Origin of the sequence: Microbulbifer weihaiensis, assembly GCF_048323715.1 — a bacterium.
GTDB lineage: Bacteria > Pseudomonadota > Gammaproteobacteria > Pseudomonadales > Cellvibrionaceae > Microbulbifer.
Genome location: NZ_JBLWFL010000005.1, coordinates 393,807 through 418,299, shown reverse-complemented (window position 1 = coordinate 418,299; position 24,493 = coordinate 393,807). Strand labels below are relative to the sequence as shown.

Sequence of the window (24,493 nt, the reverse complement as noted above, 5' to 3'; positions counted from 1 at the left end):
GCTTACAGTTTGTGCAGGCGGTTGGGCGGACACCCTTGCAGCAGTACCGCCAGCTTGTTGCCGTCCGGCAGTTCCAATGCGGGGGCGAGCTCTGCCAGTGGCTCCAGCACGAAATTGCGCTCCGCCATGCGCGGGTGGGGTACCGTGAGGCGGGGCGAGTCAATGGTTTCACTGCCAAACAGCAGTATATCCAAATCGAGCGTGCGAGCGCCCCAGCGTACCGAGCGCTCGCGTCCGTGTTGCTGCTCTATGGCCTGAAGACCGTCAAGCAGCGCGAGGGGTTCCAGCTGGGTATCGAGCTCCGCCACTGCATTGACGTAGTCAGGCTGCTCGCCGGGGCCAATGGGCGCGCTGCTGTAAAAGCTGGAACAGTTTACCAGCGTGGTGCGCGGCAGCGCCTTGATCGCACTGAGTGCGGAGCGCAACTGCCCGGCAGGGTCTTCCAGGTTGCTGCCGAGACCAATAAAGCAGCGGGTCATGACTCGTCGTTGCCACTTCTTGGGTTGCGACGGCGTCCGCCGCGATTGCGGCGCCCACGGCTCTTGCCTTTGGGGCCATTGCGGGGCACGTCGCGCACCATTTGCGTGCGTCCGTCTTCATCTGCCTGCTGGAACTCTGTCCACCACTGGCCCAGTCCCTTGGGGATTTCACCGCTCTCTTCGCGCAGGAGCAGGAAATCGTAGGCAGCGCGGAAGCGCGGATGTTCCATCAGGCGGAACGCGCGCTCGCCGCCGCGGCGGGGGAGGCGCGACTGCATATCCCAAATTTCGCGCATCGGGATAGAGAAGCGTTTGGGGATCGCGGTGTGCGTCAATTGCGAATTGGTAATTTTCTGTGCAGCCTGGGCCAGTGCCGGCACCGGGGGAATTCCCTTATCCATGAGGAACTGCTGCTCCGCATTGATTGCCGGCCATAACAGCGCAGCGTACAGGAACGCCGGGGTTACCCGTTGATCGTTGCGAATCCGCAGGTCGGTATTGCGCAGGGCCAGGCGGGTCAGCTCAAGGGCCTCCGGGTTGTCCAGCTGCGCGGCGTTATCCGGGAACAGGTGTGGCCAGAGCTTATGCTGGTGCAGCAGCTCGAAAGTGCGCACACCGTGGCCGCTCATCAGCAGTTTCAGTATCTCGTCGAACATGCGTGCCGGCGCAACATTGCGCAGCAGCGGTGCCAGCTCCTTGAGCGGTGCGGCGGTGTTGGGCTCGATGTCAAAATCCAGCTTGGCCGCGAAGCGCACAGCGCGCAGCATGCGCACCGGGTCTTCCTTATAGCGGGTCGCAGGGTCGCCGATCATGCGGATCAGGCGCTGCTCGATATCACTCATGCCGCCGGTATAGTCGTGAACTTCGAAACCGTCGGTGGTGTAGTAGAGGGCATTGACCGTGAAGTCTCGCCGTACCGCGTCGCTTTCCAGGTCGCCGTAGACATTGTCCCGCAGCAGCATGCCGTGCTCGGATTGCTGCGCCTCGTGCTCCTCACCGTCACTGTGATGACCGCGGAAGGTGGTGACCTCAATCACTTCCCGACCGATGCGCGCGTGCAGGATACGGAAGCGCCGGCCTACGATCCGGGCACCCCGGAACAGCTGCTTGGCTTGCTCTGGCGTGGCATCGGTTGCGACGTCGAAATCCTTCGGGTGGCCGCCAAGCAGCAAGTCGCGTACGCCGCCGCCAACGATATAGGCCTGGAATCCAGCCTCCTGCAGGCGCTTCATCACGGTGAGAGCGGCGCGGCTGATATCTCGGCGGGAAATGGCGTGATCGTTGCGGGGAACGACGACTCTGCGAGTCTTGGAGGAAGATCTTTTGGGGGAATTCTTGGCTACATTGCCTGCCAGCTCCTGTGCATCGGAGGTTTTTGGCTTGCTGTGCCAGCGTTTGATAGTGCTGATCAGGGAATTAAACATACGGCTATCTGTGTTGACCTCAGCCTGTTCCTTCCGGTGAGGCTGTACGATGGTTCCAAGCTTGTATTGAGGCGGATTCTAACACAGAAGGGGCGGAGGCAACGCACAGCTGCCGGCCCGCGCGAGGCGGGTACCAGCCAGAACAGTGCGAAAAGAAAAATAAAGGGATTATTCTTATTCGGTATGAAGGCAGCGGCTTCCTTGCGCTATCAATTTGCTTTTCAGCAAACCCTCTCCCAGGCACAATCAGTCAGTTTGTCACGTGCTTGTCGTTATTTTTGTTGTCTTCTATAAGCTATTGTTTTTGTTATTACTCTTTATTCTTATTGTTTATTTTTATTATTAGTTTTACGTCTTCTTGTTTATTTTTATTGTTATCTCTGACCTTATTATTGTTATTGGTCGTTTTTTGCTCCGGTTGTGGTCACTTTGGCTTTTATTGTCGACCTCGCCGTTTTTCTTATTGTGTTTCGCCCGCTTATTGTTAGTTGTTATTAGGGCTTCTTCAGCCATTTATTTTTATTCTTGGCTGTTCTTGTTGTTTGACCTATACAAAGCAGATAGCGTGCCAACTTTTAAAAGTCCTTTAAAATCAATGGTTTAGGATTTTGGGGAACTTTTTTCTGTCGCGTAAATACAGCTATCCGTTACGCAAGGTACGGTGACTGTTACTGCCGAGGCTGATGGGTAACACTTTCATTTGTTACCAATTTCATGGGCGTGGCGCGCGATGTGTGGCCGAGGTAACAATTGTGCCGGCCGCGGGCGCAGGTTGGCGCCAGTGCGCGGCGGCAAAGGGCCTTGGCCAAGTGGTCAGGGGTAGTGGTTCCCAAGAAAAAGCCCGGCAGTTGCCGGGCTTTTTTGCATGTGGGAGCGGGGAAGGGCTTTGCCGTGTCAGGCCTCTACAGCCCTGCGGGCTTTCTTGCGTGGAATACCCAGCTTCTGGCGGCGTTCCCACAGGCACTTGCGGCTGACCCCGAGTTTCTTCGCCAGCTCGGTTTCACTCATGGTTTCCTGGTGCTCCAGGACGAAACGGGCGAAATAATCTTCCAGTGACAGGTCTTCACGGGGATCCGAGTGCAGGCTGGTGCGTGGCAGGCGCTCCGGATCCGCCTCGTCGATCGGCACCAGGTCTAGATCGATATCCAGGGTGCGGTGATCGATTTCAGTCTGGTCTTCGGTCAGGATCACTGCCCGCTGGATGGCGTTTTCCAGTTCGCGCACGTTGCCGGGCCAGGTATAGGTGGTCACGGCCTGAATCGCTTCCGGTGACAGCTTTAGTATCGGTCGGCTGATTTTGGCGCAGAATTTCTCCAGCAGGTGCTCGGCGATTGCCAGCACATCCTTGCCGCGTTCCCGCAGGGGCGGCAGGGTCATCTGCACGACATTGATCCGGTAGTAAAGGTCTTCACGGAACTTGCGCTCTGCCGCCAGCTGGCGGAGGTTGCGGTGGGTTGCCGCCACCAGGCGCACGTTTACCTTGCGGGATTCGATGGCGCCGATCGGGCGGACTTCACCCTCCTGCAATACCCGCAACAGGCGGGCCTGAGCCTCAAGTGGCAGCTCGCCGATCTCATCCAGGAACAGTGTTCCGCCATCTGCGGCAGCGACCAAGCCTTCTCTTGCGGTTTGCGCGCCGGTGAAGGCCCCTTTTTCGTGGCCAAAGAGTTCTGCTTCAATCAGGGTCTCGGGGATAGCCGCACAGTTCACCGAGATCAGCGGTTTGCCGGCGCGGCGGCTTTCTTCGTGAATGGCTCTGGCGACCAGTTCCTTACCGGTGCCGGTTTCACCGTGAACCAGTACTGTGGCGTCCGTGGGGGCTACCTTGTGAATTCGGTTGTACAGGGTGCGCATGACCGGGCTGTCACCAATCATGCCGGCGATGGCCCGTCCCTGCTTTTCGTGTGCGGCAGGGCCCGCGGCGCGGTTCTGCTCGGCCTTGCCGATTACCCGGCGCACAGTGGCGATCATTTCATCGTGATCGAAGGGTTTTGCGATGTAGTCTGCGGCGCCCATCCGCATGGAGTCGACCGCAGAGCGCAGGCTCGCATAGCTGGTCATAATCAGGACGGGCACATCACCGGCAAGCTTGAGCAGGTCGGTGCCGGGCGCACCGGGTAACCGCAGATCCGAGATAATCAGGTCAAAGTCGGTGACCCGATACTTAGTGGTCGCTTCCCGCACGGAGCCGGCTTCACTGATCTTGTAGCGGTGCCGCTCCAGCAGCTTGCGCAGGGCGGTACGGATAATGGCTTCATCTTCAACGATCAGAATGTGGCTCATGTGTTACGCCTGGTTACAAATTGTTCAGCGGCCGCTAAGTTTTACCCGACGGGCGTTTCGATGCAACCCATCATACATGAATTGATTAAATTTTGTGCGTATTTGTCCGCTTTTGAGTAACAAGATCTCCATCTCTGTGCTACTTCGGCGGCTCTTTTTCCAGGGGGATCTGTACGATAAAGCGCGCACCGCGCCCGGTATCCGTGTGTGCAGGGCTTACCAGTTCCAGCTGCCCGCCGTGTTCTTCCACAATGCTGTACACCATCGCCAACCCGAGACCGGTGCCTTCCCCGGGCTCCTTGGTGGTGAAAAATGGCTCGAGAATGCGGTCGCGGTGGGCCGGGGAAATCCCGGGGCCGTCATCTGTAACGGATACGCAGGCCAACCCCGCACGATAATACCCGTCGATTTCGATATTGCCGCCGTCCGGACTCGCGTCGCGGGCATTGCTCAGCAGGTTGATGAATACCTGGATCAGCCGCTGATTGTCACCCAGGGCGACCAGGTCCGCCGGAACCCGGTTTTCAAACGTGACCTCGGTCTTGTCCCTTTGCAGCGACAGCAGTTGCACGGCCTCCTCCACGCAGGCGTGAAGATCCACCGGCGCCTTGATGCTCTCCTGGCTGCCGCTATGGGAAAAGCTCACCAGTGAGTGCACGATGCGGCTGATGCGCTGGGTCTGGCTGAGGATCTGGTCAGCGGTCTCAAGCACTTCCGGGTTGTCGGATTCAAACTGCAGGTTTTGCGCAAGGCACGCGATGCCGGTTACCGGATTGCCGACTTCGTGGGCCACACCCGCTGCGAGCCGGCCGACAGAGGCGAGGCGCTCGCTGTGCATCAATTCCTGTTCCAGGATCTGGGTTTCGGTGATGTCCTCGACCAGGATCATCTGGCCGTCGCCACGGCTGTCGCGGAAGCTGTCTTTGTGCTTGCCGCCACGCCTTTGTTTCAGGCGGGTCTTGTGCAGGTTGAGCCAGTGGCTGTTGCCATTGATTTCGACCAGTTGCTTGAAGCGGCTGCCATCCGCGGATTGCACAAACTCGGACAGCAGCTCGGACCAGGGCTCCGGCAGGTAGTCGAGCTTGGAGCCAATCACCTCGCTGGCACTGACCGCAGAGAGGTCGGCCATCGCGTAGTTCCACAGCAGTATTTCCCCATCGCGCCCAAGGGAACAGGCCGCCATAGGCAGTTCTTCCAGCATCTGGCGGTGGTAGAGCCGCAGGTTATTCAGTTCGGCAGCGAGGCCGGTGAGCTGGTTCTTGTAGCGGCTGAGGCGCGTCTCGATCAGGTTGATGTCCTTGTTTGCCGGCAGGTCACTGGTGACAAACGGCAGGTGCCGGTCAACGATCTGGCCGGCCAGAACCCGCCCCAGCAGCCCGGACAGGTTCGCTTCCAGCTTGTCCCGCAGCTGTCGCAGCGCATACGGGCGGCGCTCGTCTTCCGGCAGGTTGAGCTGGCGCAGTGCGCGGCTGACTTCCTGACTGGCCGTCGCGGCGCCCAGGCTTTCCGACAGGCGCAGGCGGAACTCCGCCGCGGATTGCACATCCAGCTCCAGGCGCAGGGCCTGGCTGATCGAGTCGTCGCTGCAGAGATCCGCTGCGTAACGCTCCAGGCTGGACGTGCGGGTGAACAGGGACAGCAGAATAAACAGCAGCACGTTGACCGACAGCGACAGGGTGGTGATCTGCGGCCAGATTTCCATGCCCAGGCGGATCTGCAGGTCGGTGCCGGGAATGGCGATGCCGCCATTGCCGACCATCGCCGGTACCAGTAACCCGCCCGCCCAGACCAGCATCCCGGCGAGCAGCCCGGCGATAAAGCCGCGGCGATTGCCCTGGGGCCAGTGAATCACGGCGAAGATGCCCGGCAGGAACTGCAGGGAAGCGATAAACGCGATGATCGCCAGGTCTGAAAGGGACAGGCGGTTGTTCAGCAGCAGGTAAAACGCGAACCCGGCCAGGAACAGGGCGGTCACCAGGGTGCGGCGCAGCCAAAGCAGCTGGCGGTACATATTGTCTTCCGACTGCCAGCGGGTGCCTGGCAGCAGCCAGTGGTTCATCACCATGGTCGAGAGCGCCAGGGTAATCATGATCAGCGCGCCGGTAGCCGCCGACAAGCCGCCGACGAAAGCCAGGATGGTCAGCAGTGCGGAACCGCTCGCGCGGGGAACCGCGAGGGTGAAATACTGCACAGGCTCGGTAACATCGAGGGCAAATCCCGCCCACATGATCGGGAAGATCGGCAGCGCCATCAGCAGCAGGAACAGGGGGAAGCCCCAGCTGGCGGTGCGCAGGGTATTGGTCGCGGGCCGCTCGGCGATACTCAGGTAGAAAATATGTGGCATGGCCACAGCCGTTGCGATAAACACCAGCAGCAGCGTGTGCGACGACCCCTGCTTGATCGGTGTGTAGAGCAGCTGCTGCATGTCACTGTTTTGCGCCAGCCACATATCGAGGCCGCTGAGGCCGCCGAAGACTCCGTACACCGCATAGAATCCCACCGCGAGCAGGGCTACCAGCTTCACCAGTGACTCCAGTGCCATGGCGCTGGCGAGGCCCGCCCGGCGCTTGCGCGAGGCGCCATAGGTGGTGGTAAACAGGGCCAGCAGCACGCAATAGAAGAAGGCGATCAGATCCTTGCTGGTTACCCCGGAATCCGGGAGCGCCATCGCCGCCACATTGTCCCGGGACAGCAGGGCCAGTGTTTCGGCCACCGCCTGAATCTGCAGGGCGATCAGGGGCAGGAGCCCGAGCAGCATGAACAGGGTAGCCAGGGTGCCCGCCTCGCGACTGTGATAGCGGAACACCAGCAGATCCGCCGGCGAGGTGAGCTGGTAGCGCTGTGCCAGGCGCGCCAGCGGCTCCAGTGCCACCGGCGCAAACAGGAACATTGCCCCGGTTCCCAGGTAATAGGCGAGTACCCCGTAGCCGTGTTGCCAGGCGAGATCGACAATCCCGTAGTAGGTCCAGGCACTGAGGGAGACGCCCAGCGACAGCACGTAAAAAAACGGGTGGCGCACCCAGTTGCTGGACAGCCAGCCTTTGGAGGTGGCAAACGCGACAAAGAACAGTGCGGCAATATAGGCGACACCGATCAGCGCAATATTGACGATGTCAAAGGTCATCGGGTTTGCGCCTCTGCTGAATGAAAATGGCCAGCAGGATCAGTACGAACCAGAGAATAAATGGCCGGTACCAGGCGCCGGTGGGGTTGATCATCCAGGTGAACACGGTGGGGCTGAAAACGTAGCCCACCAGTGCCAGCAGGATTAACAGGGTTCGGTTGCTCATAAGGGCCTGTTGGGCATTCCTGTGGCGAAAAAAATACGTCGACAAATTATCGGAGGCCGAAAATGGTATAGCTGCCTGCCACTCTGTGCAATTGTCGCCGTGTTGGTAGCCAGTTTGGTGTGAGGTCGGTGCGGGATCAGTGCTCGTGTAATTGGCGGTTGCGACTGGCAACCTGATGGCGCTGCCAGCGGGCTGTGGCCCAGCCCAGGATGGCCTGGGGAGACTCCCGGTCTAACTGGGCAGGGCAGTGAAACCCGAGAAAGCCGAGGGCCTTGACCAGGTTTTCGGAGGCCCGCTGGTCGTCCAGCGCGGCGGCGTGATTCTGCTTGCTGAGCTTTTGCCCGCCATCGTTCATCACCAGTGGCAGGTGGCCGTACACCGGAGGCTTTTGCCCCAGTGCGCGGAACAGCTGCCGTTGCACGCCACAGCAGTCGAGAAGGTCCGCGCCTCGCACGATGTGGTTCACGCCCTGGTATATGTCGTCGACCACCACGCCCAGGTGGTACGCATAGAGTCCATCGCGACGTTTCAGGATCGGATCCTCACAGACCTCCTGTTTCTGGGGGCCGTGCCAGAGGTCGTCGAAGGACTCGCTGGCGCCGGCACAGTGGAATCGCAGCGCCGCCGTCGCGGTTGTTCCTGTCGGGGTTGACCGGCAGAGATCGCGGCGATGGCCGCCCGTCTGGCGGATTTCTTCCCGGGTGCAGTAACACTCGTAGAGGAGTGACTGGGCGGAAAGCTGTGCCAGTGCTTCCGCATAGGCGTCGTGGCGTTTGCTTTGCCACATCAGGGGGCCATGCCAGTGTAAGCCGTGGGCCTCCAGTGAGCGCAGGATTCGGTCTGCCGCTCCGGGCATTTCCCTCGGCGGATCCAGATCTTCCATGCGTACGAGCCAATGGCCGCCGTGGGCGAGAGCATCGAGATAGCTGCCGACAGCACAAACCAGTGAGCCGAAATGCAGTGGGCCGGTAGGGGATGGGGCAAAGCGTCCGACGTAGCGAACGGTAGTGAATTGGGAATTAGCGAGAGTGCTCACAGCGTGCTCGGAGCAGGGGGGTTATTGCGCCGGGTGGCTCGGGCCACCCGGCGGCAATGATCAGCCGGAAATCTGCTTTTCTTTGATTTCCGCCAGAGTTTTACAGTCCACACACAGGGTTGCGGTTGGACGGGCTTCCAGACGGCGAATGCCAATCTCGACGCCGCAGGCTTCGCAGAAACCGTAATCGTCCTGGTCGATCAGTTCCAGGGTGGCGTCGATTTTCTTGATCAGCTTGCGCTCGCGGTCGCGGGTGCGGAGTTCCAGGCTGAACTCCTCTTCCTGGCTGGCGCGATCCGCCGGATCCGGGAAATTGGCAGCCTCATCCTTCATGTGAGTAACAGTGCGATCCACTTCTGCCATCAATTCGCCTTTCCAGGCCAGCAGCAGTTTGCGGAAGTGCTCCTGCTGCTTCTCATTCATGTACTCCTCGCCCTTCTGTTCCTGATAGGGCTCAAAGCCGTGCAGAGAATCCGATTTCGCAGCAGTATTGGGCATAGTCATTGCCTCTCTCGTAATACGGGCCCCTGTTAATAAGGGCGCTACAACCAAAATCAAGCCTAGCAGGCTGCGTAAAGCCTAAGCGACCTCAGGCTGTATCCTCTCTGGTCACCAGCACCGGGCGACCGGAAAGCGAGGAAACTATCAAATCTCGTACCTGTGCGCCACAAAATGTTGTCGTGAAAGGAGCCGGAGGGCAATCCTTCGGCAAACCGCGACCGGGATGGTGTATTCTGGCGGCTAAATATTCGTCAAATACTGCAGACATTTATCCCCAAGCTGACATTTTTTGGAGATAGCGTGAAATTATCCCCTCCGCTGACGCGCGGCTTGTTGTTGCGTCGCTACAAACGTTTTCTGGCTGATATTGAGCTTGAGTCTGGTGAAATTATAACCATTCACTGCCCAAACACCGGCTCGATGAAAAATTGCTGGGCGGAGAATTCGCCTTGCTGGTTTTCGGATTCGGGAAACCCGAAACGGAAGTATCGCCACACTCTGGAAATCACCACCACGCCGGAGGGGGCGCTTGCCGGGGTGAATACCGGGCGCTCCAACGCGCTGGTGGAAGAGGCCATACGCGATGGCATCATTGCAGAACTGCAGGGCTATGACACCCTGAGACGGGAAGTGAAATACGGCGAGGAAAACAGCCGCATCGATCTGTTGCTGTCAGGGCCGGCTGGGGACTGTTACGTAGAGGTAAAAAACGTAACGCTGGCGGAAGGCGCGCGTGGGCTTTTCCCGGATGCGGTCAGCGCCCGCGGCGCCAAGCACCTGCGGGAGCTGCAGAAGCTGGCACAATCCGGCGTGCGTGCGGTGCTGTTTTACTGTGTGCAGCACTCGCAGATAGAAACTGTGGAAGCCGCTGCGGACATTGACCCTGCGTATGCCGCGGCCCTGGCGGAGGCCAGGGCCGCGGGTGTCGAGGTAATCGCCTATCGGGCAGAAATGAATGCCGACGAAATTCGCCTGGTAGAGCCGGTGCCCTACATAGGCTGATGGGCGCTGACCGTGATTCCACCGCGCAGCGCTTCCATGGTGTGCTGGCAGTTCAGGGCTTTTAGTCCGCCAGCAGGACGTAAAGCCCCTCCTGCGCATACTCAACTGGCACCGGCGTCAGTGCATCGCCGGCACAGGGGCCGGCGATGCACTCGCCGGTCTGGATTTCAAACAGGGCCCCATGCGAGGCGCACTGGATGAGGGCTTTTTCGGAGTCGAGGAACTGATCCGGTTGCCACTCCAGGTTGATGCCGCGGTGGGGGCAAACATTTTTGTAGGCGTAAACCTCGCCGTCCTTTTTCACCGCGAACACATTGTCCATGCCCGCGCTGTTATCGCCCACGGAGAACCCTTTGGATTCGCTCTCGGCGAGATCTTCGTAGCGGCAGAGAAAGTGTTTTTGCATAAGCAGTCGTCCGGCTGAGCGTGTGTAATCAGGCCGGCGAGTGTAACAAATATTCCCGCCAGTTCTCGCCCCGGCTCAGGGGGCTGCCAGGGTCAGTTGGGCTTCGAACTCCTCACCATCGCGAAGGTAGCGCACCTGTACGCGATCCCCGGGGCGGTGGTTCTCCAGCGCATTCATCAGGTCGTCGTAATTGCGCACCGGCTGGCGATCAATTCCGATAATCACATCGCCCAGTTGCCAGCCGCCATTGCGTGCACGGAACACCCCGCGCAGGCCGGCGACGTCCGCGGGCAGATCCGGGGCGGTGCGGAGAATGGCGACACCTTCAAAATCGTAGCGGCTGGCCCACTGATCGGGCGCGGATTCGATACCCAGAATGGGTCTTACCAGACGCCCGTGGGCAATCAGTTCGGGAACAATTTTCTTTACCGTGTCGACCGGAATGGCAAAACCAATCCCGACGCTGGCGCCGCTGGGGCTGTAGATCGCGGTGTTGACCCCAATCAGGCGTCCGCTGGAATCCAGCAGGGGGCCACCGGAGTTGCCGGGATTAATGGCGGCATCTGTCTGGATTACGTTGCGAATGGTGCGGTTGTTGGTCGCCTCGATTTCACGCCCAAGCGCGCTGACGACGCCGGTGGTCAGCGTGGTGTCGAGGCCAAAGGGGTTGCCGATGGCGAGTACTTTACGCCCCACGGCCAGGTCGGCGGAGTGGCCGGGTGCCAGTGGTTTGAGCAGCTCGCGCGGGGCGTTGATTTTCACGACGGCGAGATCTTTCTCCGGTGCCGTGCCTACCAGTTCAGCGGGCCACTCGCTGCGATCCTGCAGGGTAATGGTGACTTTGCGGGCGCCGTCGATCACGTGGAAGTTAGTCACCACATGCCCCTGGTCGTCCCAGATAAAGCCGCTGCCGGCGCCCTTCGGTACCGTATGCAGGCGCAGGGTCCAGCGATCGCGCACTACGGTTTCGTTGGTGACATACACCACCGACGGGCTGGCGAAGTTGAACACCTGCATGGTGTTTATTTCGTCGTCGGTGGCAAATACGGCCTCCGCGGTCGATGGCGGTGATGCCAGTAATGCGGCAATGAGCAGGAGGGTTGCGGGAGAGAAAAGGCGGTCGAGGGAGAGGCGGTCTGTAAACATTTCTGCAGTTGTGGCCTTGTTATGGGCCACCCGGCTGCAGCCGGGGGCCGGGGTGAGCGTTGTTGCACCTGCCTGTGTCAGGAAGTCCTCAGTGCATGGAATTTTTCAGGGCCAGGATCCGGTCTTCCAGTGGCGGGTGGCTCGCCAGCATGGCGGCCATACTGTTGCCGTAAATACCGAAGGCTTTCATGTTTGACGGCAGCGGTTCTTCGCGACCGGCTTCGGATTCCGCCTTGATGCGGGCCAGCGCCGCAATCATGCCTTCACGGCTGGCCAGGTGCGCGCCGGCGGCATCTGCGCGGTATTCACGGCGACGGCTGAACCAGGCCACGATCATCATCGCGAACACACCGAACACCATATCCATGATGATGGAGGTGATGTAGTAGCCAATGCCCAGGCCCTGCTCATTGCGCAGGAGTACCCGGTCTACGAAGAAACCCACGATACGCGCAAAAAACATCACGAAGGTGTTTACCACCCCCTGGATCAGCGCCAGTGTCACCATGTCGCCATTGGCGACGTGCCCGATTTCGTGGCCGATGACAGCACGGGCTTCGTCGCGATTGAAGCGCTGCAGTAAGCCCTCACTGACCGCGACCAGAGCGCTGTTGCGGTTCCAGCCAGTGGCGAAGGCATTGGCCTGCGGCATCGGGAATATGCCGACGTCTGGCATACCGATACCGGCCTTCTGGGACAGTTCGCGCACGGTTTCCACCAGCCAGCGCTCGTCAGCGGTCTGTGGCTGCTGGATGATATGGGTGCGGGTGGACATCCGCGCGATGGTTTTGGACATCAGCAGCGAAATCAGTGCGCCGCCAATACCGAATACCGCACACATGGTGAGCAGGCCGGGAAGGTTCAGGCCGACGCCATTGGCGTCGAGAATCCCCTGGATACCCAGCAGATTGAAGATAATGCCGACCAGTAGCATCACGGCCAGGTTGGTCAGCAAGAACAGCCCAATACGCAACATCAGCCTTCTCCTGAAGGAAGTTTCACAATGAATGTTAAATAAGGTCGCAAAGGGCACTTTGCAAGTGGGGGCAGGCGGGAAAAATGACCCGCCGGTATTGTGGTTGGCTGGTCTCAGACGCTGTCTTTGCGCGCCATGAGTTGATCGGCTTCTTTCACCAGTCGGGCTTTCAGGTCCGGATCCAGGTCATTCCAGTGGATGTCGAGCAAGGCACCCTGAAGCGCGTACAGCAGAACACGGGAGGCATTAATACCGCGGCTGCGGATATTAATGAAGGCTTCTACCGGGCCTACCCGGCGCAGGTCATCCAGCGTGCGAATGCCTATGGAATGGAGAATATTGACGGAGGCGAGCCCCAGATTTTTCAGTTGCAGCAACTCTGACTGACTCGGGTGCATAACATTCATTCCCTGAACTGTTGAGGCTCCGGCGGTTTCCATCGAACTGCGTCATGAGGCCTCACTTACAATGCTGACTCGTGGCTGGTTCCTCTCTCAGCGTGTCCCTGCTGAGCGAAACAGTCGTGCAACATAGCACAATTCTCTGAATGCCCAAACCACAGTGCCTGCGGGCGGATTCAGCGAATGCGTCACGTAGGTATTTGTGGCTACATGACGGTGAATGGCCAGAACCAAAGTGCTAAATTGTCACATCTGCAGAAATAGCCTAGTTGTATTTTTCTCTATCTGCCGGCTTTACCTCGGGTAGCATATCCCGATACTCAGCACGGCAGTTTGCGAGGCCTGTTCGATGCACCCGCTTATCCACAATATGTTGTTTGGGCTCAGTGACGCTCATGTGATCCTGGAACCGGTTTCCGGGCAGTTAATGCACCCGGAGGCGCTGGCAGCGTTTGACCAGCTGCGCCGTGACGCGCGGGCGGAAGGGTTCGATCCGAAAGTGGTGTCCGGATTCCGCGGCTTTGAGCGCCAGCGGTTGATCTGGAATGGCAAAGCCAGGGGCGAGAGGCCACTGTTCGACAGCGACGGCAACCCGCTGGATGTGGCGCGTATGTCGCCAGAGCAGATTGCATTCGCTATATTGCGCTGGTCGGCCCTGCCGGGAGGATCACGCCACCACTGGGGAACCGATTTTGACGTGATTGATGCCGCGGCAGTCCCGGAAGATTACCGGGTGCAGCTCACCCATGACGAAGTGGCGGACGAGGGCGTATTTGGCGCCTTTCACTGCTGGCTCGACGCGCGTATCGTCGCGGGCGAGAGTTACGGGTTGTTTCGCCCCTACGCCGAGGATCGGGGCGGTGTGGCGCCGGAGCGCTGGCACTTGAGTTACGCCCCGCGGGCGCGGGAATTTCAGGCGCTGCTTACGCCGGAGCGAATACTCGCGCAGCTGCAGACGTGTCAGCAAACGGGCGAGCTGGCACTGGCTGACGTGGTGTGCGACAACATAGAGGCCATTTTCTCGCGGTTTATAGCCGTTCCGGAAGGCGCCTACCCAACCAATATGCAACGGCTTTAACGGCAAGCCGGTAACAGGGAAGCAAAGCCATTAACGTCAGCAAAGTGAACAGTCGCGATATCTGGTCAACCATGCGTGCCGAGGCGTCCGCGGCGGCGGCTGGTGAACCGGTGCTGGCCAGTTATTTCCACAATACTGTGCTGCGTCACAAGACGCTCGACCGCGCGCTGGCCTACCAGCTCGCGTCGGTTCTGGATCACGCGGCGCTTACAGCGACAGCGCTGCAGGAAGTGATTGCGGCGGCCATGGCTGACGACCCGGCGATTTCCCTGGCCATGCAGGCCGATATCTGCGCCTGGTATGACCGCGACCCCGCCTGCGACCAATACATCACACCGTTTTTATATTTCAAAGGGTTTCACGCCCTGCAGTCCCAGCGTATTGCCCACTGGCTGTGGGGCAAAGGCCGGCATACCCTGGCGCTGTATTTTCAGAGCCGGGTGTCTGAACAGTTTGCTGTGGATATCCATCCTGCGGCGAAATTCGGCAGTGGTATCATGATTGACCACGCCACTGGGCTGGTGGTGGGCGAGACCTGTGTGGTGGGCGACGATGTTTCCATTCTGCACTCGGTTACCCTGGGCGGCAGTGGTAGTGGCGGAGGTGATCGCCACCCGAAAATCGGCCAGGGGGTAATGATTGGCGCGGGCGCCAAGATTCTTGGGCCGGTGAGCATTGGCGCTGGGGTGAAGATCGCGGCGGGCAGCCTGGTGCTGCGCGATGTCCCGGCACACGCCACCGTAGCCGGCGTGCCGGCGCGCATGGTAGGGGGGCAGTCGAAAGACGCCCCTGCATATACCATGGATCAAACCCTGGATTCAGACGACTGAATCAACGTGATTAGCAGTAATAAAAAAAACACGCCGGCTAAGGCGGCAACACCATCGAGGTACCAGTATGCCTGAAGCAACATACAGCGTTATTTTTCGAGGAGACCTCCAGCCGGGCTACGCCGTGGTGGAAGTCAAAGCCAACTTTGCGCGTCTGTTTAAAGCGGGACCGGAAACGGTCGAGAAGCTGTTCAGCGGACGCCCGCTGGCTCTGAAGAAGGGGCTCAGCCAGGGGCAGGCGGAGCAGCTTCAGGCCACCCTGGCCAAGATCGGTGCCCACTCTTCAGTGCGTGCGGAGGGAGAGGTGGAGCCGCCGGCCCCGGCAGCCGCACCGCAACCGGCGCAAGAAACAGTTCAACAACCTGTTCAGGGATCTGCTCAAGGATCCGTGGCCGCGGGCAAGCCCGACACAGCCGGCGGCCTTAGCCTGGCGCCGATGGAGGGCAACCTGCTGAAGGAGCACGAGCGTGCAACGGTGGATCCGGTTGAGGTTTCTGTGAATCACCTCAGTCTGAAGCCCGCCGAGGGCAACCTTGTGGAAGCCTCTGAGCAGGCAAGACAAGCGCCGGTACAAGTGACTGTGCCCGACTGGCAGCTGGATAAGGTCGCGACCTTCAAACTGCCTGAGTAATCTTTGCGGCTGCGTGCGTATCGCTTGCGCGCGCAGCCCTTCCTGCGTTCCGAACCGTCTCCATGGCGCTGTGCCAACCGTCCGCCGACGGTTTTATCCCTTCGTGCTTAAAACTTCAGTTTCACGCCGGCGGCGAAGCGACGTCCATTTTCATAAAAGCCCTGGGGAATGTCGCTGGCACTGTGGATGCGGGTGACCTCGCCGGTGATGTTGATCGCTTCCGCGGAGAACGACAGGCTCGGTGACCAGTGCCACTGTGCCGTGGCATCCCACTGGCGGTATTCGGCCGTCTCACTCTGGGATCCCGCAATGATTTCGCCAAAGGAGCGCGACCGGTAGTTGTAACTCAGGCGGCCATTCAGGTGCGTGTCTTCGAAATACAGTGAAGCGTTGAACTGGCTGCGTGAATTACCCGGCAGCTCCAGGGTGCGCGTGCCGTCGGCAGAGGGCACGCTGGCATCGGTAAAAGTGTAATTGCTCAGTACTCCAAATCCGTACCCAAGCTCCTGCTGCCACTGCAGTTCAAGGCCGTGAATCCGGGCGCCTGGGCCGTTCTGTGGTCGCGTAATGTAGTGAAGCTCGCCGTCTATGGTTTCCGCATTCACGTGGGGGTACACGAACGTGGCAATGTCCTTATAGAAAAAAGTGGCCGACAGCAGAGCGGCATCGGTGAAGTACCACTCAAGACTCAGATCCAGCTGGTCCGCGCGGTAGGGATCGAGCTTTGGATTGCCGGCTGCGCCGTAACCGCTGGTGGGTTCGATGATGATGTTGGGGGTCAGGTCTTTGAAATTGGGGCGTGCCATGACCTGGGCGAGGCTGGCGCGGGCAAGCAGGTTGTCATCAAGCCGGTAACGCAGGTTGATGCTCGGCAATACGTCCCGGTAGTTATTGTCCACATGACGCAGCTGCCCCTGGTCGTAGGCGCTGGCCGTTTGTGCGGTGCCGGCAAAACGCAGCCCGCCATTGCCGGACCAGGCACCGTTTTCGAAATCCAGGTTGGCGTAGGCGGCCAGGCTCTGCTCGTGAATGCTGAAAAACGCACTCTGGTCGTAGCGATACTCCATGGCGCCGGCCCGGTACAGAGGGCCAATCACGGCGTCGAGTAGTGCCGGATCCGTCAGTGCATAGCGCCGCAGTGTGTTTGTGTCGGCATTGTAGTGACTGAGTTGCGGACTGAGGCTGCTGCTGACCTGATCCAGCCCAATCCATTGCAGTGTCTGCCAGGCGTCGGCGCCGGTATCGATTTCGCCCCTGGTGAGATGGTTCTCTACCCGGTGATCACGCAACTTGATGCCAAATTGAACGCGCTGCAGCCAGTCGCCACTAAAGTCGTGTCCGACATCCCACTGGGCGTAGTGCTCCCGACTTCGCATCATCCTGATCCAGTCCCGCGACAGCGCAGAGAAGCGGTCCAGTGCCCCGGCATCTTCCGGATCGAGATCGAGGTAATCGGTTTCCACCGCATTGCGATCCAGGCGAAATGCCACCCGGGTATCGCCGCTAAAGCGATACAGGCGGTCGTGCTCGGTACCGCCGCGGGCGCTGGTGTGCCCGAACTGGAGGTGGTGATCCCAGTAGGCGCCGCGATACGCAATATCCACATCGTTTACCTGGGTGTCGATGTAGGCTTCGCGCTGAATGCTGTCGAGGATGGCTCCGGGGCTTGCCGGATTACCCAGAACACCGCCCGCGAGGATTTTGCGACCGTCATCACTGTCGAGAAATATGGGGTCGCTGACCGTGGCCGGAGGCGCTTCACTCAGCTTGTAGCCGCCGGGCGCAAACAGGAAGTTGTGGTTGCTGTTCTCGATGTCCATCTGGGAACGTAAAAGGTTGAGGGTCGTTTCCAGGTGTTCACTTGGTGACCACTGTAAGGTCAGGTTGCCCGTAGTATGGCGGCGCTGCTGGCGCAGCAGCGCTGAGCCACCGCCCCATACGGCGTAGACCTTTTCAGTGGTCATTCCATTGGCGTCGGTGACTTGGTAAAGGTTGTTGTCGGCGAAGGTTTCAATACCGTCGCGGCGGCTGTCGCGGTTCTGCCAATTAACGGATGCCAGCACTCCGACGGTGTTCTGCGAGTTTTTCCAGCTGCCGAGAACCGAGGCTTGTGGTGCCCAGTTGCCGGCAAGCGCGCTGTACTGTTGCCCGGCGGAAAAATGCAGTTCGCGCTGATCCATTTCCAGCGGCTTGCGGGTACGGACGATAACGGTGCCGCCGATACTGCCCTCATCCAGATCTGCGCGCGGTGTTTTATGCACCTCCAGCGATTGCACCAGCTGTGAGGCGAGGGTGGCGTAATTGAAGCCGCGACTCAGGTTGTCGTTGGCCCACCAGTAAGCGGAGGCAACGTGCTGGCCATTCAGCAGGGTGCGATTGATATCCTTGTCTGTGCCGCGGATATTGACGTCGCGCCCCTCGCCCCAGACCCGGTCTACGGAAACACCGGCAATGCGCTGCAGCGCATCCGCCACATTGTGATCCGGGAACTTGCCGATGTCTTCGGAGGTGGTCATCTCCATCAGGTTGCTGCTGGATTGCTTCAGGCCAAGGCTCTGGCGCAGGCTGGTGCGTACCCCGGTTACGTAGGTCTCCTCCAGCGGCCGGATGTCCGGCGTCGGGGAAGGTTCAATTCCTGACTGTTGTTTAGTCGCCGGTTCAGGTTGGGCGGTGGTACCGATGACCAGGGTATTGTTGTCGCCCAGCCGGTAGTCCAGCGCGGACTCTTCGAGTAGCCTTGCGAGTGCCGCACGGCGGGATAGTCTTCCTTTGACGGCCGGGGATGTTCGCTCCGGCAGTTGCGTGTGGCGGAAAAAGACCTGCACGCCGGCCTGCTCGGCAAATTGTGTCAGGGCGCGGTCCAGTTTCTGCGCGGGAATATCGAAGTGAATGGCTTCCGCCGGCAGTTCGAAGCCTGCCGCGGCCGGTGAACTGGTGGCCGCAATCGCCGCCGACAACGTGTGGGCGGGCGTCATTAGGCAGATTGCCTGCAGCAGTACCGCTACAGGCCTGAGAGGCCTCTGGCAGGCCGGCACGGGCGATTGGGTCATTATTATCTTCTGGGTACCGCGGTCGCTCGGGACGTGAGTCGACGTCGCAGGCCGACCAAAATACCTGATTCCTGACAAATATCGCAAGGCGGGCAACCGGCGCAAGAGGGCAATCCGAACGCTGGAATCGGATCAGAAAAAATGTCCGGCAGATTGTCGGGAGTTTGCCTCGGCTGTCGTTTACATAAGTCATGGGTAAACGTTTTCAAAATAACAATGTTGATTGATTGCTACGCAGCTGTCGGGGGACGCCTTGGCGAGTATTAAAGCGAAAACAGCGCTACGCCTGGTGTCAGCGGCTGGGGCTGGGGCTGGTGCTGTGGATAAGCCGGATCGGGAATTTATCGAGGCGCTCTTTCTCGAATACCGCGAGTCACTGCGACACTATGTTTCGCGGATGTTGCCTGGTGGATACCAGGAGGCCGATGTCATTCTGCAGGAGACGTATGTCAAACTGCTTGGCCTGAAAAGCCTGCAGCCTCTGCGCGAGAGCCCCCGGGCGTACCTCTACACCGTCGCCACGAACCTCGTGCGCGACAGTCTGCGCAGGCATATGCGACGAAAAGTGGATCAGCATGAAAGCTTTGAGGAGCGCGATCATGTGAGCCGGGAACCATCCCCGCAGGGCAGTGCGGAATGGCAACAGAGCCTGCAGCAGCTGAAGCAGGCTCTGCTCAGGCTAAAGCCACTGACACGCAAGGTGTTCCTGCTGAGCCGGTTTGAGGAAATGACCTACCCGGAGATTGCTGCGGCACTCTCCCTCAGTACCCGCAGTGTCGAGCGCCACATGAGCACTGCGCTGAAGCACCTGCAATCCGAATTGAATGAGCTGTTATGAGTCGAACTGAAGTTGTAGATGAATCGATCCGGGCTGCGGCTGCAGACTGGTTTGCGCGTCAGCAGGGCGGAGCCATGACGGCTGCGGAAGTCGATGCACTGGAGTGCTGGCTGCAGTCAGACCATCGCCACCGCCAGGCGTTTGCTCAGTGCCAGCAGCTCTGTCTGATGAGTGACATGCTGAGGGACGACCCGGAATTGAATCTCGGGTTGCCCGAAGTACGCAAAGCGGTGCGTCGCCGGCTCCGCTGGCGTTGGCTGAGTGCGGCTGCCGCGGTCGCACTGGTAGGGGTATCGGCCCTGGTGCTACAGCAGCACTACGCAATCGAGTATTACCAGACAGGGATTGGTGAGCAGCGTGTGGTACACCTGCAGGATGGCTCGACATTGATGCTGAACACCGACAGTCGTGTGGGGGTGCGATACCGCCGTAATGAACGTGGATTGCATCTGGAAAGGGGCGAGGCGTTTTTCATGGTGGCGAAGAACCCGGCGCGCCCGTTCGTGGTGAATGTACGTGGATCCGAAGTGCGTGCGCTGGGTACCGCGTTCAATGTCGCGCTGCGGGAAGGCAATGTTCAGGTCGCGGTCACACAGGGGGTGGTCGAGGTAAAAGCCGAAGGCAGCAGCGGTCGCTCCCAGCCGCTGGCGACAATGCTGCCGGGACAGGGGGTGCGCTATCGGCTGGCAGAGCCTGATGATAACTCGGGTGTCATCCCGATTAATCTTGAAAAAGTCACCGCATGGCAGACAAGCCGTATTTATTTTGACAACGAGCGCCTCGAAGATGCCATTGCCGAATACAACCGCTATACCACCCGCAAGGTGGTTCTGGTGGGCAGTGGCCTGGCGGATGAGCGCATCAGCGGTGTATTCAATATAGGTGACGCCGATGCGCTGGCGTTTGCTCTGCAACAGGGATTCGGTGCCCGTATCAATAAAAATGACCAGCGTATTCTGGTATTGCCGGCGCTGCCTTAGACCTCTTTTGCTCAGGCAATGCGCTTGGAAAAATGATGGCTTGCGATATCAAAGCCTTCACGGAGATAAAACCGGTGTGCGGGAAAGCGCTGCACACCGGAGTCCAGATGCAGCTGGCTGCAGCCAAGCTCCTTTGCATATTCTGCTAGCCACCTGATCAGCAGTGTGCCGGCCCCGCGGGAGCGTTGCTGCTCATCGCTCACCAGGTCATCTACGTAAATATGTTTTCCCCAGGCCAGCTTTTCACTTACCACAAAACCGGCCACGCACAGTAACTTCCCATTCTCGCGCACAGCCGCCAATTGATAGCCGGCTGCCTGCTGTTTGTGTATCTGCGCCAAAATTCCATCCAGGTCGTATTGCGGTCGGAGCTGCAGCAGTAATTTCGCTGCAGCGATGACTTCGTCGGCTGACATCATCAGTTGGGCATGCATTTACAGGGTCTCGTAGGTTCATCGGTAGCGAGGTACGACCTCGCACCAGGGGGCAGACGTTTGGGTGTCTGTCCCGGCGTCGGCTTAACGTGATGCCAGAGCGTACATCATCTGCGGAGGGAATAAAAAAGGCGCCCGCTAGGGCGCCTGAAAAAGGTGACAACTCGATGCCTGATTGGGGAAAGGTTAGAAAGACAGCCGCGCGCCAAGGCTGTAGCGCGGTCCGTTTTCGTAGAAGCCGACGGGAATGCCATCGGCAGTGCGCATGTAGATGATCTCGTTGGTAAGGTTCACCGCAGTAAAGAAGACATCCACATTTTCGCTCGCCATCCAATTGGCGGTAGCATCCCACTGATCGTATTTATCGGTTACCAGCTGGGAGCCGGAAGTCAGGCCGCCATAGGATTCTGAACGCATGTTGTAAGACAGGCGCAAACTCACCAGGTCGTTTTCGTAATAACCGGAGGCGTTGAACTGATCGCGGGAGTTGCCTGGCAGTTCCAGTTTGGAGTCCGGAACCTTGGCGTCTGTCCAGGTGTAGTTGCCGAGTACCCCGAAGCCGCTGCCAAAGTCGTGCTGGATCTGCAGTTCGATACCCTGGATATCGGCGCCGTCGTCGGCGTTGTACGGGCGGGTGACATTAATGCTTTGCCCGTCGATATTTTCCACCTGGGTGTTTTGGAATACGAAAGTGCTCAGCGCCTTGTTGAAGTAGGTGGCTGCGAGCAGGCTGGCGTCACTGAAATACCACTCGGCGCCGAACTCGAACTGATCTGCAAAGACCGGATCCAGCATCGGGTTGCCCGCTGTCGCTGTGCCACTGGTGGCATTGATGACGATATTGGAACTCAGGTTCTGGAACGTCGGGCGGGCCATGGCGCGGGAGGCGGCGGCGCGTAAAATAACCTCTTCGGAGAGATCGTAGATGACATTGACGCTGGGCAGTGCCTCGCGATAGCTGCGGCTGACCGAGCCGCGCTCGCCGTCAATATACGCGTGGGAAGTCTGGTCGGTGTCCACCAGGCGAACACCGAAATTGCCGCGCAGGGGGCCGTTTTCGAACTCGGCCTGTACATAAGCGGCAGTGATGTCTTCGTTGATCTTGTAATAGGCCCTCTGGTCTTCCGAATAGGTCATTACACCACTGTCGAGAATACTGTCGACCTTCTCCCGCGCGAGGCCTTTGTCCAGGAAGGCATACTGGGTGAGCGAGCCGCTGGTGGCGCCTTCACCGTGCAGGCTGGGGCTGGCACCGCGGGATACATCCGCGAGGGTGATCGCGTTGAGTGCGGCCACCTGTTCGGCAATGTCCGGGTTGCTCACGTCCACGGAGCCGTTCTGGCGGTTGTTCTCAATCGTGTGGTCGCGCAGTTTGAGGCCGGTCTTGATGGCGGTGACGAAGCCAAGCTGCACATCGAAATTCGCATCGGCCTGCAGGTAGGTTTCCTCGTCTTCCATGATGCGCACCCAGTCGCGCAGGTTGGCGGCATTGAGGTGGAGTGCGGAGCCGTCCAGGGTATCGATACCCGGGAAGCTGAATTCATTGGTATTGGGGCCAAAATTCAGGTCTTCTGCGGCATTGCCTTCAAACCAGTAGTTGCGATCCAGTGTGCTGCCGCCTTTGGCGGTGGTGTTGCCGGCCTGCAGGTGCAGCTGCCAGGCGTCGCCTTCGTAGTCACCGGACAGATCAAAGACCTCCGATTCCACGAAGGACTCACGCACGATGGGTTCGTCGGCCACACCGATGCTGTCCGCATTTTCAATCACACCGCCGACCAGGGCCTGGTAGCCGTCGCTGGTGGGGATGAATACCGGATCGGTTACCGCATCCCCATTGGGAATCTTGTAACCACCGGCTACGAACAGGTAGTTCTGGTTGCTGTTGTCCATGTCCATGTCAGAGCCGACATAGTTCATCGCCAGATCCCAGCGATCGTTGGGGCGGAACTGCAGGGTGATGTTGGCGGTGTCGCGCTGGCGATCCTGCTGGAAAATTGCCGAGCCGCCGCCCCAGGGCACATACACATCTTCTGTGACATTGCCGTTCTGGTCGGTGACGTCATAGAGGTCATTAGTGGGGAAAACTTCCAGTCCATCGCGGCGCATGGTGCGCTGCTGGCTGTTGAAGGAAGCCAGCAGGCCGAAAGTTTCGGCCTCATTTTTCCAGCTCACCAGGCCGGAAACCTGGGGATCCCACTTATCGGGCAGCTCGCTGTAAACCCCCTCTGTGGATAAGTTGATGGTCATCGGGTCGAGATCCATCGGCTTGCGGGTAAGCACATTCACCATACCGCCGATACTGCCTTCATCGTGGCGGGCTTCCGGGCTTTTATACACTTCCAGTGCAGAAACCAGCTCGGAGGCGAGAATGGAGTAGTTGAAACCCCGGCTCGGGTTATCGTTGGCCCACCAGTAGGCGGAGGCCACGTTCTGGCCGTTCATCAGTGTGCGGTTCAGGGTACTGTCAGTACCGCGCACGAAGATATCGCGGCCTTCACCCCAGATGCGATCCACAGAAATACCCGGGATCCGTTGCAGGGAGTCGGCAACATTCTTGTCCGGGAATTTACCGATATCTTCGGAGCTGATTGCGTCGACAATGGATGTGGCATCGCGCTTTACATCCAGTGACTGCTGCAGGGCACCGCGAATACCGGTTACCACAACTTCTTCGACGGTGTTGCTACTGCTGGTCGCGTCCTGTGCCTGCAGCGCCAGGGGCATCAGCGCAATAGCGCTGGCCAGGAGAGATTTCTGAAAATAGTTCGAGCGCGATCGTTGCATGGGTTTCTCCATTCTATTGTTATTTGAATCCGCTATTTACATCGGCGATTTTTATGTCAAAGCACGGGATTCAGCGCACAACGGGTGTTGTCACCGAAGCCTGTACCAACATGAACGCCAGTAGCGGAGAAACCCCGACAGAACGTCGACTTTTTTTGGATATAAAAAAAGCCGGCTCAAGGCCGGCTTTTTAAAAGAGTCTGGCGATCAGCCTTCTTCTTTCAGGTAACGCTCGCGGGAAGCCATCACTTCCTTGCGCGCGGCTTCAGCATCGGCCCAGCCGTCTACTTTCACCCACTTGCCAGCTTCCAGGGCTTTGTAGTTTTCGAAGTAGTGCTCGATCTGCTTGATCAGCAGCTCCGGCAGGTCGCTGATTTCGTTGACGTGGTCGTACAGCTTGGTCAGCTTGGTGTGCGGTACCGCCAGCAGTTTGGCGTCTACACCGGATTCGTCGGTCATGTTCAGTACGCCGATCACGCGGGAGCGGACCACGGAGCCAACCATTACCGGGTAGGGCGCTACTACCAGCACGTCCAGGGGGTCGCCGTCTTCAGACAGGGTCTGGGGTACGTAGCCGTAGTTGGCCGGATAGAACATCGGGGTGGCAACGAAACGGTCTACGAATACCGCGTCTGCGTCCTTGTCGACTTCGTACTTGATCGGATCGTGGTTGGCCGGGATCTCGATGATTACGTTGATATCGTTGGGCAGGTCTTTACCTGCGGAAACCTTGTCGAAGCTCATTACTGGTCCTGACTTGTGTGTGATCGAAAATTTGGAGCGCGGATTATATACCCAGAGTGGTTACTAACATAGCGCCCAGTGTGACCGGCTGATTTTTGATCGGTTGGGTGTGCCGGCCGCCGGAATTCGCCAAATTGACTATGCTGTGGGATACGGAATGATCCCGGTATCGCCTGTGGG

Annotated in this window: 21 protein-coding genes; 6 read left to right on the top strand and 15 right to left on the bottom strand. The window is 59.1% G+C overall.

Annotation, left to right across the window (positions count from 1 at the left end; all coding sequences use genetic code 11):
- Positions 1-2 precede the first annotated feature (2 nt).
- The 7 genes from folK to dksA all read right to left on the bottom strand — a co-directional run bounded on the left by folK (position 3) and on the right by dksA (position 9,010).
- A complete protein-coding gene (folK, locus tag ACNKU7_RS08105) occupies positions 3-479 on the bottom strand; it encodes a 2-amino-4-hydroxy-6-hydroxymethyldihydropteridine diphosphokinase (protein WP_418296460.1) in 477 nt (158 codons plus the stop codon).
- Positions 476-1,903, bottom strand: coding sequence for a polynucleotide adenylyltransferase PcnB (gene pcnB, locus ACNKU7_RS08100; RefSeq protein ID WP_418296459.1), 1,428 nt, complete (start codon positions 1,901-1,903; stop codon positions 476-478). Before pcnB ends, folK begins: the two co-directional genes overlap by 4 nt.
- Before the next feature lie 894 nt (positions 1,904-2,797).
- Positions 2,798-4,186 (bottom strand): sigma-54-dependent transcriptional regulator, encoded by a 1,389-nt coding sequence (locus tag ACNKU7_RS08095; protein ID WP_418296458.1) that lies wholly within the window; start codon positions 4,184-4,186, stop codon positions 2,798-2,800.
- A 139-nt stretch (positions 4,187-4,325) separates the two neighbouring features.
- A complete protein-coding gene (locus ACNKU7_RS08090) occupies positions 4,326-7,310 on the bottom strand; it encodes an ATP-binding protein (protein ID WP_418296457.1) in 2,985 nt (994 codons plus the stop codon).
- Positions 7,300-7,476 carry a hypothetical protein gene (locus ACNKU7_RS08085; RefSeq protein WP_226666143.1) on the bottom strand — a complete coding sequence of 59 codons (177 nt, stop codon included), beginning with the start codon at positions 7,474-7,476 and terminating at the stop codon, positions 7,300-7,302. Before ACNKU7_RS08085 ends, ACNKU7_RS08090 begins: the two co-directional genes overlap by 11 nt.
- A 136-nt stretch (positions 7,477-7,612) precedes the next feature.
- A complete protein-coding gene (gluQRS, locus tag ACNKU7_RS08080) occupies positions 7,613-8,512 on the bottom strand; it encodes a tRNA glutamyl-Q(34) synthetase GluQRS (protein WP_418296456.1) in 900 nt (299 codons plus the stop codon).
- Positions 8,513-8,572: 60 nt separating this feature from the next.
- Positions 8,573-9,010 (bottom strand): RNA polymerase-binding protein DksA, encoded by a 438-nt coding sequence (gene dksA, locus ACNKU7_RS08075; RefSeq protein WP_418296489.1) that lies wholly within the window; start codon positions 9,008-9,010, stop codon positions 8,573-8,575.
- Between the two features lie 303 nt (positions 9,011-9,313).
- Between dksA and sfsA the strand changes: the two genes are divergently transcribed.
- Entirely contained in the window at positions 9,314-10,015 is a 702-nt protein-coding gene (gene sfsA / locus ACNKU7_RS08070) for a DNA/RNA nuclease SfsA (RefSeq protein ID WP_418296455.1), read from the top strand.
- A gap of 61 nt (positions 10,016-10,076) precedes the next feature.
- Here the strand turns inward: sfsA and ACNKU7_RS08065 are convergent, their stop codons facing one another.
- The 4 genes from ACNKU7_RS08065 to ACNKU7_RS08050 all read right to left on the bottom strand — a co-directional run bounded on the left by ACNKU7_RS08065 (position 10,077) and on the right by ACNKU7_RS08050 (position 12,941).
- Positions 10,077-10,421 (bottom strand): Rieske (2Fe-2S) protein, encoded by a 345-nt coding sequence (locus ACNKU7_RS08065; protein WP_418296454.1) that lies wholly within the window; start codon positions 10,419-10,421, stop codon positions 10,077-10,079.
- 75 nt (positions 10,422-10,496) lie between these two features.
- Entirely contained in the window at positions 10,497-11,567 is a 1,071-nt protein-coding gene (locus ACNKU7_RS08060; RefSeq protein WP_418296453.1) for a S1C family serine protease, read from the bottom strand.
- An 88-nt stretch (positions 11,568-11,655) separates the two neighbouring features.
- Entirely contained in the window at positions 11,656-12,543 is an 888-nt protein-coding gene (gene htpX, locus ACNKU7_RS08055; RefSeq protein ID WP_418296452.1) for a protease HtpX, read from the bottom strand.
- Between the two features lie 113 nt (positions 12,544-12,656).
- Positions 12,657-12,941, bottom strand: a complete 285-nt coding sequence (locus ACNKU7_RS08050) for a TfoX/Sxy family protein (RefSeq protein ID WP_418296451.1) — start codon at positions 12,939-12,941, stop codon at positions 12,657-12,659.
- Positions 12,942-13,293: 352 nt separating this feature from the next.
- On the opposite strand from ACNKU7_RS08050, the gene ACNKU7_RS08045 reads away from it, so the two are divergent.
- From ACNKU7_RS08045 to ACNKU7_RS08035, 3 genes are all read left to right on the top strand, one after another.
- Positions 13,294-14,022, top strand: coding sequence for a M15 family metallopeptidase (locus ACNKU7_RS08045; protein ID WP_418296450.1), 729 nt, complete (start codon positions 13,294-13,296; stop codon positions 14,020-14,022).
- 44 nt (positions 14,023-14,066) lie between these two features.
- Entirely contained in the window at positions 14,067-14,852 is a 786-nt protein-coding gene (gene cysE / locus ACNKU7_RS08040) for a serine O-acetyltransferase (RefSeq protein ID WP_472439827.1), read from the top strand.
- 67 nt (positions 14,853-14,919) lie between these two features.
- Positions 14,920-15,483 carry a hypothetical protein gene (locus ACNKU7_RS08035; RefSeq protein WP_418296449.1) on the top strand — a complete coding sequence of 188 codons (564 nt, stop codon included), beginning with the start codon at positions 14,920-14,922 and terminating at the stop codon, positions 15,481-15,483.
- 107 nt (positions 15,484-15,590) lie between these two features.
- Here ACNKU7_RS08035 and ACNKU7_RS08030 read toward each other — a convergent pair whose 3' ends face one another.
- On the bottom strand, positions 15,591-18,533 hold the full coding sequence (locus ACNKU7_RS08030; protein ID WP_418296448.1) for a TonB-dependent receptor: 2,943 nt from the start codon (positions 18,531-18,533) through the stop codon (positions 15,591-15,593).
- Between the two features lie 319 nt (positions 18,534-18,852).
- On the opposite strand from ACNKU7_RS08030, the gene ACNKU7_RS08025 reads away from it, so the two are divergent.
- Positions 18,853-19,371, top strand: a complete 519-nt coding sequence (locus tag ACNKU7_RS08025) for an RNA polymerase sigma factor (RefSeq protein WP_418296447.1) — start codon at positions 18,853-18,855, stop codon at positions 19,369-19,371.
- Positions 19,368-20,351 carry a FecR family protein gene (locus tag ACNKU7_RS08020; protein ID WP_418296446.1) on the top strand — a complete coding sequence of 328 codons (984 nt, stop codon included), beginning with the start codon at positions 19,368-19,370 and terminating at the stop codon, positions 20,349-20,351. The genes ACNKU7_RS08025 and ACNKU7_RS08020 overlap by 4 nt, the downstream gene beginning before the upstream one ends.
- A gap of 11 nt (positions 20,352-20,362) precedes the next feature.
- Here ACNKU7_RS08020 and ACNKU7_RS08015 read toward each other — a convergent pair whose 3' ends face one another.
- The 3 genes from ACNKU7_RS08015 to ppa all read right to left on the bottom strand — a co-directional run bounded on the left by ACNKU7_RS08015 (position 20,363) and on the right by ppa (position 24,313).
- The gene (locus ACNKU7_RS08015) at positions 20,363-20,785 is read right to left on the bottom strand and encodes a GNAT family N-acetyltransferase (protein ID WP_418296445.1); all 423 of its coding nucleotides are present in this window, start codon (positions 20,783-20,785) and stop codon (positions 20,363-20,365) included.
- Between the two features lie 186 nt (positions 20,786-20,971).
- Positions 20,972-23,569 carry a TonB-dependent receptor gene (locus ACNKU7_RS08010; RefSeq protein ID WP_418296444.1) on the bottom strand — a complete coding sequence of 866 codons (2,598 nt, stop codon included), beginning with the start codon at positions 23,567-23,569 and terminating at the stop codon, positions 20,972-20,974.
- A gap of 207 nt (positions 23,570-23,776) precedes the next feature.
- Complete coding sequence (gene ppa, locus ACNKU7_RS08005; RefSeq protein WP_418296443.1) at positions 23,777-24,313, bottom strand: inorganic diphosphatase; 537 nt, start codon at positions 24,311-24,313, stop codon at positions 23,777-23,779.
- Positions 24,314-24,493 lie beyond the last annotated feature (180 nt).